This is a genomic window from Jeongeupia chitinilytica (genome assembly GCF_014652315.1).
In the GTDB taxonomy this organism is placed as follows: Bacteria; Pseudomonadota; Gammaproteobacteria; order Burkholderiales; family Chitinibacteraceae; genus Jeongeupia; species Jeongeupia chitinilytica.
Map to the genome: position 1 here is coordinate 156,002 of NZ_BMYO01000001.1, position 13,383 is coordinate 169,384.

Annotated in this window: 13 protein-coding genes; 5 read left to right on the top strand and 8 right to left on the bottom strand. The window is 65.8% G+C overall.

Annotated features, from left to right (window positions below):
- The first annotated feature begins 315 nt into the window (after positions 1–315).
- The 3 genes from IE097_RS00770 (at position 316) to IE097_RS00780 (ending at position 3,306) form a co-directional block, all read left to right on the top strand.
- Positions 316–1,584 carry a GDSL-type esterase/lipase family protein gene (locus IE097_RS00770; RefSeq protein ID WP_189458241.1) on the top strand — a complete coding sequence of 423 codons (1,269 nt, stop codon included), beginning with the start codon at positions 316–318 and terminating at the stop codon, positions 1,582–1,584.
- Positions 1,585–1,751: 167 nt separating this feature from the next.
- Positions 1,752–2,747: a tetratricopeptide repeat protein gene (locus tag IE097_RS00775; RefSeq protein WP_189458242.1), complete on the top strand. Its 996-nt coding sequence runs from the start codon at positions 1,752–1,754 to the stop codon at positions 2,745–2,747.
- A 31-nt stretch (positions 2,748–2,778) separates the two neighbouring features.
- A complete protein-coding gene (locus IE097_RS00780) occupies positions 2,779–3,306 on the top strand; it encodes a DUF1697 domain-containing protein (protein WP_229797344.1) in 528 nt (175 codons plus the stop codon).
- Between the two features lie 9 nt (positions 3,307–3,315).
- Here IE097_RS00780 and IE097_RS00785 read toward each other — a convergent pair whose 3' ends face one another.
- Positions 3,316–4,209, bottom strand: a complete 894-nt coding sequence (locus IE097_RS00785; protein ID WP_189458244.1) for a LysR family transcriptional regulator — start codon at positions 4,207–4,209, stop codon at positions 3,316–3,318.
- A gap of 122 nt (positions 4,210–4,331) precedes the next feature.
- On the opposite strand from IE097_RS00785, the gene bla reads away from it, so the two are divergent.
- Together bla and IE097_RS00795 are read left to right on the top strand one after the other, a co-directional pair.
- Positions 4,332–5,231: a class A beta-lactamase gene (gene bla, locus IE097_RS00790; RefSeq protein ID WP_189458245.1), complete on the top strand. Its 900-nt coding sequence runs from the start codon at positions 4,332–4,334 to the stop codon at positions 5,229–5,231.
- A gap of 314 nt (positions 5,232–5,545) precedes the next feature.
- A complete protein-coding gene (locus IE097_RS00795; protein ID WP_189458246.1) occupies positions 5,546–5,983 on the top strand; it encodes an Lrp/AsnC family transcriptional regulator in 438 nt (145 codons plus the stop codon).
- A 35-nt stretch (positions 5,984–6,018) separates the two neighbouring features.
- Here the strand turns inward: IE097_RS00795 and IE097_RS00800 are convergent, their stop codons facing one another.
- The 7 genes from IE097_RS00800 to IE097_RS00830 form a co-directional block, all read right to left on the bottom strand.
- Positions 6,019–6,720 (bottom strand): phenylalanine--tRNA ligase beta subunit-related protein, encoded by a 702-nt coding sequence (locus IE097_RS00800; RefSeq protein WP_189458247.1) that lies wholly within the window; start codon positions 6,718–6,720, stop codon positions 6,019–6,021.
- A gap of 55 nt (positions 6,721–6,775) precedes the next feature.
- Positions 6,776–7,996: an ATP-grasp domain-containing protein gene (locus tag IE097_RS00805; RefSeq protein WP_189458248.1), complete on the bottom strand. Its 1,221-nt coding sequence runs from the start codon at positions 7,994–7,996 to the stop codon at positions 6,776–6,778.
- Positions 7,997–8,075: 79 nt separating this feature from the next.
- Positions 8,076–9,281: a hypothetical protein gene (locus IE097_RS00810; RefSeq protein WP_189458249.1), complete on the bottom strand. Its 1,206-nt coding sequence runs from the start codon at positions 9,279–9,281 to the stop codon at positions 8,076–8,078.
- Positions 9,281–9,619 (bottom strand): Rieske 2Fe-2S domain-containing protein, encoded by a 339-nt coding sequence (locus tag IE097_RS00815; protein WP_189458250.1) that lies wholly within the window; start codon positions 9,617–9,619, stop codon positions 9,281–9,283. Before IE097_RS00815 ends, IE097_RS00810 begins: the two co-directional genes overlap by 1 nt.
- Positions 9,616–11,004, bottom strand: coding sequence for an iron-containing redox enzyme family protein (locus IE097_RS00820; protein ID WP_189458251.1), 1,389 nt, complete (start codon positions 11,002–11,004; stop codon positions 9,616–9,618). The genes IE097_RS00815 and IE097_RS00820 overlap by 4 nt, the downstream gene beginning before the upstream one ends.
- Before the next feature lie 163 nt (positions 11,005–11,167).
- The gene (locus IE097_RS00825; RefSeq protein ID WP_308429666.1) at positions 11,168–11,752 is read right to left on the bottom strand and encodes a DNA-3-methyladenine glycosylase I; all 585 of its coding nucleotides are present in this window, start codon (positions 11,750–11,752) and stop codon (positions 11,168–11,170) included.
- Entirely contained in the window at positions 11,727–13,340 is a 1,614-nt protein-coding gene (locus IE097_RS00830) for a methyl-accepting chemotaxis protein (protein WP_189458252.1), read from the bottom strand. The genes IE097_RS00825 and IE097_RS00830 overlap by 26 nt, the downstream gene beginning before the upstream one ends.
- Positions 13,341–13,383 lie beyond the last annotated feature (43 nt).

Below are 13,383 nucleotides of genomic sequence, written 5' to 3' on the forward strand. Positions count from 1 at the left end.
GGTGCCCGTGCCGGCCCGGGGGCGCGGCCCCGGCTGCAGCGGACCGGACTGCGTTCGCCGGTCGGCCATCGTTTGCGTCATGCCGACTGTTGCGGTGCAGGTGCACCGGTTTGACGTTGATAGTTTTTAACTATAGATTTTCGGTGTGGGTAGCGAAGAGCACTTCGCCGTGCCGACGATCTGCCGCGGTCTTGCGGCAAACAGGCCTGTCTGTCCGGCGATTGGCGCCGGCTATTAGTTGCTGGCAATCGGAATTGAATGATCAATTTTTGCTATGACTATCGGCGGGTGGAAAACGACAACGAGGAGAAAGCAATGAAACTGATGCTGTGCATGATGGCGGGCCTGCTCGCGACCAGCGCGTCAGCCTGGGCAGAGTCGGCGTGCGAGGCTGCGTGGGACAAGAGCAGGGTGTACACCGGCGGCCAGCGTGTCAGCCACCAGTCGACGCGCTACGAGGCGCGCTGGTGGACGCAGGGCGAGAATCCGTCGCGTTCCGGCCAGTGGGACGTGTGGAAGTCGCTCGGCGCCTGCCCGGCCGAACCGCAGCCGGTGATCGCACAGGTCAGCGTCGGCGGCCGCGTGCAGGTCGATGCGCCGGATCGCGTGACGTACAGCTGGCCGGGTGTGTACTTCGAAGGCCGCTTCCGCGGTACCGGCGTCGGTCTGGTGTTTGACGATGCGTTCGGTCAGTACAACGTCGAAATCGACGGGCAAACCAAGGCCAAGGTCGTCAAGCCGGGCAAGACCACGTACTGGATCAATGGCCTGAGCAATGGCGAGCACAGCGTGCGCGTGTCGCTGCGCAGCGAACTCACCGGGTCGCCCGATGCGGCCCAGCCGGTCAACACGCCGGGGAGCTTCGGTGGCCTGGTCGCTGCGCCGGGTGGCCAGTTGCTGGCCCCGCCGGCCGCACCCGCGCGGCAGATCGAATTCATCGGTGATTCGTACACGGCCGGTCTGGGGGCGGAATCGGGTCGCAAGGACTGCACCGAGCAGGAGGTTGCCGGTTTCTCGAACGCCGACGTGTCGTTCGGCGCGCTGACCGCCCGCCACTACGGCGCCGCTTACCAGATCAACGGCTATTCCGGGCTGGGCATGGTGCGCAACTACGCTGGCAACATCGCCAACGTCAATTACCGTACCTTCTACGACCGTGCGCTGACCGGTGTCGACGGCAACGTCTGGAGCAATCCGGGCAACTGGAAACCGCAGGTCGTCGTGGTCGGACTCGGCATCAACGACTTCTCGACCGCAGTCGGCGCCGGCGAGGCCTACACGCCAGAGACGCTGCGCACCGCGTACAAGTCGGCGTACCGCGGCTTCATCGACAAGCTGCGGGGCCAGTACGGCGATACGCACGTGATCGTCAGCGCCACCTATCTGTGGCCGGACAACAAGCTGCAGGAAGTCGCGCAGGAAGTCGTGGCCGAGGCCAGGGCCGCCGGCGATCAGAAGATCAGCTACTTCTACTACGACGGCCTCGACAGCCTCGGTTGCGGCTGGCATCCGTCGGTGAAGGATCATCAGGCCATCTCGGCCAAGCTGGTGTCGGCCATCGACGGCCTGGGGCTCTGGCGCTGATCCGCCTTCGTCGTCCTCTCTTGGGCGGGTCGTCGACCCGCCCTTTTTTCGATACAGCGCGGTATCTTCCGTACGGCCGAATCGGGCGGACAGGCGACGGGCCGGGCCGGTGACGGCAGGTGGTGTCATCCCTATAGTGGCCGTTTTAACCGGACCGGAATGCCAACATGTCTTTCGTCGCAGAATCCTCAGCCTGGTACCTGCAGCCTGGACGGCAACTGGTCGAAATCGACCGCCTGCTGGCAGCACCCGAAGCGCCGTCGGTGCAGGCGGCGCGGCTGATCGAACGCGGGCGCTGTCTGGAAGCGCTATGGCAGCCGCAATCGGCGCTGACCGCCTACGCCGAAGCCGACGGTCTGCTCGCCACCGCCGATACCGCCGACGCGGCCCTGCGCTGCCGTTCGCGACTGGGCGCCGCGGCCATCCACTACGCCCACGCCGATTACGCTGCCGCGCTCCAGGCCTGGCAGCAGGCCCTGCCGCTGGCGCTGGACGATGCGCTGGCGACGAGCGAGGCGCTGCTCGGGGTGGGCCGGGTCTGTCAGGCTCTCGGCGACGCCGAAGCCGCGCTGCGGTACAACGCTGCCGCCCTGCGTGCTGCCAGTACCGCCGGTGACGGCCGCGTTCAGGCCATGATCGCGCTCAATGTCGTCGCCAGCCTCAATGCGCTGGGGCGGTACGAGGAAATGGCGGTGACGCTGGCCGACGCCGCCCGACTGATCGCGGCGACACCCGGCCGGCCGTTCGAAGCCGAATGGCAGGTCTATGCCGGCATCGTCGCACAGGCGAGCAACCGGCTGCGCGACGCCGGCCGCAGTCTCGACACCGCGCTGGCGCTGGCGGATGGCGCCAACAACCACTGGGTGCGTGCGTTTGCCCTGTTGCAGCAAGGCAAGTTGTGCACGCGTCTGCATGACGGCCGTGGTGCACTCGCGGCACTGCATGCCGCACGCGAAATCGGCGAAACCATGGGCATCGCGCACACGCTGATGGACATTCACGGCCAGCTGGCGAAGGTGAACGAGGCGCAGGGCAATCTCGGCGATGCGCTCGAACACTGCAAGCTGCATCACCAGTACTACCGCTGGACGCACGACGGGCTGAACCGCGACGCACTGGCGCTGCTGACGGCGTCATCCGCGGGCGAGCGGCGGGCGCACTGAGCTGCGGCGAGGCGGGGTGATGGAGCACGCGGTGTTCTTTCGCAACCTCAACCTCGGGCGGCCGAACTGCCCGGATCGCGTTCAGTTCGAGACGGCCTTTCTCGATGCCGGCGCAGTGCGCGCGGCGTCTTTTCTGGTCAACGGTACGCTGGCGTTCTCGGTCGCGCCGGGCATGACTGCAGAGGCCGTGCTGTCCCGCGCCTGCGGCCTGTTGCGCGAGCGCTGCGGCCTGAAGGAACCGGCCTTCCTGCGCCGGATGGATGCACTGGCCGCGCTCGTCGCTCAAGATCCCTTCGCCGGCATCGATCATGCCGCGGTCTATGGCTGCTATGCGACCTTCCTGCACCACGACGCAGCCGTTGCCGATGTAACCGCGTTGCGATCGGCGAAAGGGGACGTCGACGTGCTCCGTCTGAGCAGGACCGAAGCGCTGAGTGTGGCGTACAGGTTCGGCGCCAGCCCGGGTAGCCCGAATGCGCTGCTGGAAAGCAGACTCGGCCTGCCGGCAACGACGCGGGTGTGGAACACTGTAGTCCGCCTCGTCGCACGGCACGGTTAGCGCAGCTTCTCATCCCGCACCGGAATCGTCGCCGGATGCCGCGTTGGCTTCGCCGCAAATCCAGTCACGAAACAGCTGCATGGCCGGTGTCGGCGGGCGCGACTTCAAGCCTGTCAGCCAGTAGGCGCCGGTATGGACTTCGGTGGCGAACGGGCGGACGAGCTGGCCGGCCTGCAGTTCGCGCGCGAACATCCGTGGCGGGGCCAGCGCGATGCCGGCGCCCTGCATGGCCGCTTCGACCATCAATCGCGAGGAATCGAAAACCGGACCGGTGGCCGGCGACGGCGCCAGCCCGGCGGCGACAAACCAGTCGGGCCATTCGTCGCTGCGGTAGGAGCGCAGCAGCGTCTCGCGGCCCAGATCGGCCGGCGCGGCCAGTCTCCGGGCGATGGCCGGCGTGCACAGCGCGGTCAGCGGTGCGTCGAGCAGCCGGGTCGCGTGCGTGCCGGGCCAGACGCCGTCGCCGAAGCGGATCGCGAAGTCCAGTCCCTCGGCGGCCAGATCGACCAGATTGTTGTGGGTCAGCAGCCGCAATTCGACAAAGGGATGGGCTTCACCAAACCGCCTGAGCCGGGGCATCAGCCAGCCGACCGCAAAGGTGCCGACCACGCCGACCGTGAGGACTTCGTGGAAGTGGCCGCCGTCGAACTGCTTGAGCACCTGCTCGATCCGGCCGAAGGCATCGCTGAGCACCGGCAGCAAGGCGCGCCCTTCGTCGGTCAGCGCCAGTCCCCGGGGCAGGCGCTTGAACAGCGTGCAGCCCAGCCGGTCCTCGAGGGCGCGGACCTGCTGGCTGACGGCGGCCTGCGTGACATTGAGTTCCTGCGCGGCACGGGTGAAGTTCAGCTGCCGGGCCGACGACTCGAAGGCGCGCAGGGCGTTCAGCGGCAGATGGGGACGCATGGTGCGGAAGCTGAAAGATTTTCTGGGGTCATCGGGCAATTATTCTCGTTTGTCCGTCGCCCGCAAAGCGTCGATAGTTCGTCTGTTACCGAACGGAACGACATGCTGTCGAGGTTGAAACGATGTCCCATTCTCCCGAACGCCGCCGACTGCTGCTGGCAGCTGCTAGCCTGCCTTTTGCCTTGGCACTCAAGAGCCGCGCGGCCACCATGCCGGTGCTCGAAACGAACGACGCACGCTTTGCCGAGCTCGAACGCCGTTATGACGGGCGCCTGGGCGTATCGGCGCTCGATACCGGCAGCGGGGCGCGGCTCGGCTACCGGATGGACGAGCGCTTTGCCTTCTGCAGCACCTTCAAGGCGATGCTGGCGGGGGCGATCCTGGCCCGCAGCGTCGGCGACGCCGGGCTGCTGCAGCGTCGGATCCGCTATACGCAAGCTGATCTGGTCAGCCATTCGCCCGTCAGCGGTTCGCGCGTCGTCGACGGCATGACCGTCGCCGAACTGTGCGCCGCGGCGATCCGGTACAGCGACAACACGGCTGCCAACCTGCTGATCCGCCAGCTAGGGGCGCCGGCGGACGTCACCGCTTTCGCGCGCAGCATCGGCGACGACGTCTTCCGGCTCGACCGCTGGGAGACCGAACTCAACACCGCGCTGCCGGGCGACCTGCGCGATACGACGACGCCGGCGGCGATGGCACGCAGCCTGCAGGCGCTGACGCTTGGGGATGCGTTGCCGGTCGCGCAACGGGTGCAGCTGCAGGAGTGGTTGCGCGGCAACACCACCGGGGCAAAGCGGATCCGCGCCGGTGTGCCGGACGGCTGGTCGGTCGGCGACAAGACGGGTTCGGGCGACTACGGCACGACCAATGACATCGCCGTGCTCTGGCCGCCGGGCCGGATGCCCATCGTGCTCGCGGTCTACTTCACCCGTCCCGTGCAGGATGCCGGGTGGGCCGACGCTGCAATCGCCGATGCTGCACGGCTTGTGGTCAAAACCTTCGTCCGGACAGGCCGGTGATCGGACAAGCCGGGTCCCGGCAATTGCCGCCGACCGGGAACGACCTTCGTCCTTGCCGGCGCCGGATTGCGAGTCCTTGGCGTTTGCCCCGGACGGCGGAACGGCATGCCCGGGGCGGTGTGCCGCGTATCATTGGCGCGACGCGTGATGCCTGCGGACAGTCACATTCAGATGTCCTGACGTTTTGAAGGACAATGCCGTTGTGATACACATCGGGGCCGGGACGCTGCGGTTTGCGCTGCTGCACCTGCCGCGGCGTTTCGCACCATCCGCCTAACCGGCCATTCTGCACAACCGGCGCCTTGCAACGCTACATGAAGAAAATTGACGAAGTCGACCAGAAGATACTGGAAATCCTGTCGACGGATGCCCGTGCCCCGATTTCCGAGATCGGCCGGCGCGTTCACAAATCGCGCACGGCGGTCGAGGCGCGCATCGCGCGCATGGAGAGCGACGGCGTGATCCAGGGATATCAGGCCATCCTCGGCGAGCCGGGCATGCTTGCGGTTCCCCCCAACGAGGCCTTCCTGATCATCAAGCATTCCGGCGGCAGCGATTGCCACCTCGTCTGGAACGAGATCAAGGGTTATCGCAACGTGATCGAGTGCCATTCGCTGTTCGGACCGCTCGACCTGATCGTCAAGATTCGCTACACCCAGTTCGACGAGCTGATGGCGTTGAAGGAGCGCGTATCCGGTGTACGCGAGGTGCGCGAAGTCACGATCTGCCCGGTACTCAAGACCTGGACCTGAGTACCGTCAGCACGCAGGATCAAGCAGCATCGGTATCAGGCGATGCTTTCTTCCGGGCGTCGCTGGTAGACCCGGGCTGGCAGGACCGAGAACACGCTGTCCGGACTGGTTTCGGCCAGCAGGTCGGCAGCGCGGCGCGCCACGTTGTAATTGTGGTGGTAGCTGGTGTGCTGGTGTCCCAGCACGACCAGAATGATCTCCCGCGTCTGCTCGCCGATCTTGAACTGGTCGGCGTCGGCGTCGAGCGCGCCGATGCTGGCCAGCGCCTGGCCGTCGACCGAGTACAGCAGCGAGCCCGCGGCAATCGTCTTGGCCTTGCGTGAAAACAGCGGCGTAATGGTTTCATTGCCGTCGGCAATGTCGATCTCCAGACTGCCACTCAGCCCGCTTGCCGTATGTCCGCCGATGCTGGCGCCGAACAACAGCGAGGCGGTGTTGTAGGCGTCGACCACGTTGTTGATCAGTTTCGGACCGTTGCTGATGAAATGGTGGATCAGGCGTTCGTTGGCGGGCCGGGTATCGGCAAAGCCCAACTGGCTCAACTGCTGCTGGTAGCCGGTCACCTCCGGTTGGCGCATGAAGCGCTCGCCGTCATCGACGATGTGCTGCAAGGCGCCCATCAGATGGCGTTCGTAGTGTTTGGTATGGAAAACCGTGACGCCGGAGATGCGGGCCACGCACGCGTTGGCAACACCGGCATCGGCGGCGGCGGCGGAAATCAGGACTTGCTCGAGCATTGGAATTCCTGCATAGCGGTATTCAGAAGTGGGCTGGGCGGATGCACTGCATGGCTCAGACGGCCGCAAGCGTGCGGCAATGCGCGTCGTCGCTGGCCAGTTGCGCCGGGTCGGGGCTCGCCAGCCAGACGATGCCGGGGCAGGTCGCCAGGTCGACCGTCGGCACGACGGGTTCGCCCTGTGAAATGAAGGCGCGATGGCCGCGATACGAGCGCAGCTGTCGCAGCGCGGCGTGATCCGCAGCAACCGGGCCGGGGTGAATGCCCTTTTGCCGCGTGATCAGGAACACAATGCGGCCATGCTGCCGGCGTTGTACCTCCGCGGTGTCGATCGCCCGGCCAAGGCTGGCGTCGACGGCGAGATCGAGCAGGTTGGGGCTGTAGCAATCGTTGAACAATGCGGGCGCCACGCCGCCATGCATGCGCGCGCCGGCTTCGATCATCACCGGGCCGTCGTCGCTCCAGATCAGTTCCATGTGCAGCGGCCCAAGCTGCAGCTTCAGCGCCGCGGCGGCCTGGCGGGCATAGTCCAGCAGCGGTGCGTACGCTGGATCGTGCGGATCCAGCACTTCGAGGCCGGCGTAGACAAAGCGGGAGCCGTTGGACTCGATCTTCTCGTAGACGCAGACCGATGCCACGGTGTAACCGCCGGTGTGGGCGACCAGATCGACAACGTATTCCGGCCCCTCGACAAAGGGCTGGACGACGAAACCCTGGTTGATTTCACCCAGATCATTGATCTGCTGCCATGCAGACTCACGCAAGGCCCGGCGTGCACCGTCGCGACCGTGGGCGAAGCGGACGCCGTCGGTGCTCGCCGAATTGACCGGCTTGACCACGTAGGCGATATCTACCAGCTCGGCCGTCGCCGCGTCGATCTGCTCGGGGCTGCGGATGAACAGCGAGGGGATGTGCCGCAAGCCGGCGTCGGCCAGGGCTTGCTGCATCGGGTACTTGTTGCGCCGCAGCGCGGTGCTGTCGGCCGGATTGCCCGGCAGCCCCAGCCGTAGCGCCAGCGCGTCGGCGGCGGCGACCGCCATTTCGCAGCCGGCGACGACCGCGATGGCTTGCGTCGCGCCAAAGCGTTCCAGGGCTTCGTCGATGTCGAACAGCCTGCCCTCGAGAAAGCCGCCGGGCTGGAAACCGCGGGCGAAGCGGGCGGAGATGTTCGGGGACGAACGTACCGCGACGCAGGCGTAGCCCAGGCTGGCGAACTTGGGCGCATACAGCGCGCCGCTGGAAAACGGGTCGACGATGATGACGTAGGGCGATGACATGGCAAATCTCTCGCAATAGGGATGGAACGCGCCGCCGCGGCGAAGGCGCGCGACGGCAGGAAAAACGGCCCGGCGGTGGTCAGCCCGGCTCGGCCAGCGCCCGTACCGGCTGGCCGACCAGGCGCGGCAGCACCAGCACGCTCAGCAGCAGGGCCAGCGCAACCAGCACGAACACCAGCGGTGCGGCCTGATGGCCGAACAGCCGTTCGGTGATCAACCCGGCCAGGACCAGCGGCGCGGCACTTTGCAGCAGCAGGTAGTAGAACGCGCTGACCGAGGCGATGCGGTCGGCGTCGGCCGGGGACCGGGCCAGATCGATCAGTTTCTTGCGCAACTGGATGCGCAGATGGTTGATCGAGTAGCCGATCAGCAGGCAGGCGCCGATCGAGACCGCGGCGGTGCCCGAGTACACCAGCACGGCGTCCATCAGCACGATCAGCAGTGGCGGCAGGTATTCGGGCAGCCTGGCTGTCGGCAGCACCGCCGCCAGAAAGGCGCCGACACCGGCGACGCCGCTGGCCAGCCCGAAATCCGCCGCGCTCCAGTGCCTGAGTGTCTGGTAGATCACCGGTGTCAGTGTGTTGAAGGCACCGATGTGAAAGCCGATCATCCCCAGTCCGAGGCACAGTGCGCGCAAAGTCTGCCCGTGCTGAAGCTGCGCATCGTGGCCTTCGCGTCCCTGCGGTGCCGCTACCGCAGCCCGCTCGCCTTGCAAGCGGCCCAGCGGCGACAGCAGCACGAGCAGCGCTGCAAGGCTGGCGGTCGCGCAGAACAGCGGCACGAAGCGGTCGATGCCGAACCTTTCCAGTGCGAGCCCGCCCAGCGCCGCACCACCAAAGGCGCCGAGCTGGATCGCCGTCTGCATCCAGCGCGCCGATGACGCGCTGCTGGCCAGCTTGGCCAGCGTGAAGCGGGTGTTCACGGCCTCCAGCGTACTGGTGGTGAAAAAGCCGAGCAGCCCGACCAGCAGCGCGATCAGCACGAAGCCGTACAGCGCGTGGAACAGCCCGGCGAGCGCGCCGCCGAGCACCAGCAGAAAGCCGAGCATGCGCGCCAGCAGCGTCTGGCGAAGGCCGGGCACCCAGGCCTTGCCCCCACGCCGCGCCAGTCTTTGCAGGCTGAACGGCAGCAGCACCGAGACGCACAGCACCAGGCCCAGCGCCAGCGGCGAGCCGGTGATCTGCAGCGACGACCAGAACAGCCCGATCATCAGCCCCATGTCGATGCCGGTGAACAGGCTCACGATCGCGTAGAACGTCAGCATCTGGCGTTTTTCGGTGCGCATCAGGCGTCCTCGCACGCGCTGTCGCGCTGGTTGACCGGCAGCATCTCGGTCCAGACGCGGATGTCCTCGTTGGCGGTGACGAAGGAAATCTGGTCTCCGCGACGGATCGCCGGCAGGGCGCCGCGTTCGATCGAGTGGATCGGGTAGGCATTGTCGTGCCAGGGGCAGACCAGCTTGGCCGCGCACGCTGCGCGCCGGCCCAGGTTGAGTGGCCCGCCGCGATGCGGGCATTCGCTCGGTGCGATGACCGGCTTGGCACCGTTCTGCAGTACGAAGTAGCGGCGTGCGCCGACTTCGAGCGAGTTGAAGCTGTCCAGCGGCAAGGTGGTGATTTTCATGCCGCGTGCTCCAGGCTGGTGACGGTGTACGAGCAATGCTCGGCGGTGATCACCGAGCCGTGCAGCATGCCGCGCGGAATCACCACGTGCTGGCCGGCACCGAGTTCGAGCTGGGTGAACGGGCTGCACACCAGTTTCAGCGTGCCCTTGTCGACGACGAAGAGCTCGGTGGCGCCGTGGACATGGGTGACCGACAGATCGTCGCGGCATTCGTGGAAGGTATGGCTGGGCGCACCGGCGGGCTGGGGCGGCACCGGCTGCGGTTGCCAGTCGGCGAGCTGGTCGTGCCAGGCGATGTGGGCGAACAGCTCGGCATCCGCGACGTCCTGCAGCAGGCGGAACTCCTCGAAGCCGCGAATGATGTCCGGCAGCACCTGCTTGCCGTAGTGCGCAACGACCGGCCGGATCAACTGTTCGAAGGCCATCTTGCCGTGATGCACGTCGATGTGGGCGTGCTCGTCGAAGTACAGCGTGCCGACAGTGTCGCCAAAGGCAATCCGCATCGCCTCGGCCTGGGCCCGCGTCACCAGCGCCAGGCTGGCTTCGGTGTAGAACAGGGCGCCGAGATAGCGGAAGAAGTGCCGGTGGTTGGCCGAAACGTAGTGGAAATAATTGGTCAGGGCCAGCGAAGTGGCGGTATAGAACTGCCAGTAGTAATGCACGCCCGAATTGAGTCCGCATTGCGCCAGCAACGATTCGAAAATCACGCTGTGCTTCTTTTGCGGTACGCCATAGCCGTATTCGTCGATCAGGATCTTGAACAGCTCGCTTTGCGCAGGACCGAAATTGCCCAGCACGTTGCGCGCCATGGCGGAGGCTTCGCTGAGAAAATCGCCGGCACACTGGATCAGGAAAAAGCGTGCGGCATTGGCCGGGTCACGCGATTGGCCGATGTGCTCGACCAGGCTCGACGGTGTACGGGCGATCTTGTCGAGTACTTCGTCGGCATAGGCCTTGAATGCGTCGACATCCCAGTTGCCGCTGATGCTGACGGCCTCGTCGAGCCAGCCGAAGACGTGACGTTCCAGTTCGGGGCGGATCGCCGCACCGGCGCGGCGGAGATCCTCGTCGTAAAAGGCATTGAATTCCGCCAGCGCGAGCTTGCCCTGCTGCGGCAGGAACACCAGATCCTGCTCGTAGATGTTGAGCAGCAACCGCTGGCCCATCAGGTGCGACGGCTGATCCAGCTCCGCCTGGGTCAGGACGTGTCCGAAATCGAGCTGGTTCAGATCCTGGGGGCGAACCGGCCGCACATAGGGGCTGTCGCAATAAAAGCTTTGCGGCTGGTCGAAGAGCGAGTGGCTGGCGAATCCGGAGAATGCCTGCTTGTGCAGCGCCGGATCCGTATGGGAAGGATGGTCGAGTAGCGTGCCGACGGACGACATGATGATTCCCTTTCATTTTCATTTGAAAACAATGAGGAAATCTTACTTTTGTCATTCCGTGTTTGAAATGATCTAAACGACGGATCTGCTGGTGAAACTCGCCAACGGTCTAGTGAAATTACCTACGCCGGTGCCGCAGCGTCTCCCGCGAAGGGGCGCCCGATCAGCGGTGTTTGCAGCAACCGGCGACGTGATCGTCGACGAGGCCGCACGCCTGCATGAAAGCGTAGCAGGTGGTGCTGCCGACAAAACGAAAACCGAGCTTTTTCAGCCGCTTCGACAGCAGGTCCGACTCCATCGTACTGGCCGGCACGTCGGCCAGCGACGCCGGCGCATTGATTTTCGGCGCGCCGCCGACGACGTCCCAGACGGTCCGGGCCAGCGTGTCGCCGCGTGCGTGCAGCTCCAGCAAGGCGCGGGCGTTGCCGACGATGGCCTCGATCTTGCCGCGGTGGCGGATGATGCCCGGATCGAGCACCAGCCGTTCGATGTCATCGGCGCCGAACGCGGCGATGGCGGCAGGATCGAAACCGCAAAAAGCGCGACGGTAGCCGTCGCGCTTTTTCAGTACCGTCAGCCATGACAGCCCCGCCTGCATGCCCTCGAGGCAGAGCATTTCGAACAGCGTGCGTTCGTCATGACACGGCACGCCCCATTCGTCGTCGTGGTAGGCGAGATAGAGCGGGTCGTTCGACAGCCAGCCGCAGCGCGGCAGGCCGTCGTTACAGACGATAACGCTCGACTTCACGGTTCATTTCCCCGGCCAGCCGGTCGAGTTCGCGCGCCGAGTTGGCCGTCTGCTGAGCGGCGCTGCTGCTGGCTTCGGACATCTGCGCGATGCGTTCGACCAGTTGGGCGATGTTGTTGCTCGCCGCGCTCTGCTCGCGGATTGCGCCGCTGATGTCCGCCACGTGTTCGACCACGGCGGTCGAGCCGTTGCGGATTGCGCCGATCGCCGAGCCGGCTTCGCGGGCTTGCGCGACGGCACCTTCGACCTCGGTCACCACGTCGCGCATCCGTTCGACCGCGGCCAGCGCGCCCTGCTGGATGGCGGCCACGGTGCCGGAAATCTCCTGCGTCGATACCGCGGTGCGTTCGGCCAGCTTGCGCACCTCGTCGGCGACGACGGCGAAGCCGCGGCCGGTTTCGCCGGCGCGGGCCGCTTCGATCGCGGCGTTCAGCGCCAGCAGGTTGGTCTGGTCGGCGATGTCCTTGATCACGCCGACGACGGCGTTGATGTCGGCGCTCTTCTCCTTCAGCGCATCGATCTCGCCGGCGGCTTCGCGCACCGTGCCCGAAATGGCATCGATGCGGGTGACGCTGGTGTCGATCACCTGTGCGCCGGTGCTCGCCTGGCGGCCCGATTCGCGCGAAATCTGGTCGGCTTCGGACGCGCGGTCGGCAATGTGGCTGATGCTGACGGTCACTTCCTCGACCGTTGCCGCCATGCTGGTCGCCGCTTCGCTGGTGCTGCCGGCGTTCTGCGACATGCTGCCGGCGGCACGGGCGACTTCGCCGGTGGCGCCGCCGATCGTGCGGATATGGTCCGACATGTCCTTCAGGCTCTGGCGGGTACGGTCGAGCAGGCGGTTGAATGCGGTGACGGTCTGGGCGATTTCGTCATTGCCGCGCACCGGCACACGGCGGGTGAAGTCGAGGCTGGCCTCGATTTCGCCGACGGTCTGCTGCATCGCCAGCAGCGGCTGGCGGATCGAACGGTAGAGCAGGGTGCCGAAGACGGCGAGCGCGATCGCGGCCAGCGCCACGGCGCCGGCGATCACGTTGCGGGCGCTGGCTTCGGCGGAGAGGATCGCGTCCTGCTGCACCTTGGCTTCGTGCTGGTTGTGCGCCTGCATGTCGTCCAGGGCCTTTTCGGTGGCAATGGCGGCGTCACGGCCCTGGTGGGCGATCAGCGTCTGCGCGCCGGCCACGTCGCCGGCCTTGGCCTTGGCGACGATGTCGTCGTAGATCGTGTGAAACGACTGCAGGCTGGTCTTGAACGCGTTGAAGCGCCGCCGGTCTTCGTCGTCGCTGTGGCCTTTCGCATAGTCGGCATTGATCTGCTCGATCGCGGCGCGGCGGCGGGCGATTTCTTCGGTCAGCCCGGCACGGGCATCGGGGTTCTGTTCGACGATGTATTGCGCGACGAGGATCTGTTCGATCTTGTAATTGTTGTTGATGTCGTTGCCCTTGTTCAGCCCGTCGAAAGCGTCATCGACAAGCAGGGCAACACTGGTTTCGACCTGCTTGAACATGACCCCGCCGGCAATGCCGACGACGACGAGCGCTGCGATGGCGGCGACGATCAGGGCGATCAGCCTCTGTCCGATATTCATGGTTTGTATCCTTGGCGTGATTGCAGCTGCTGCGATCCCTTAT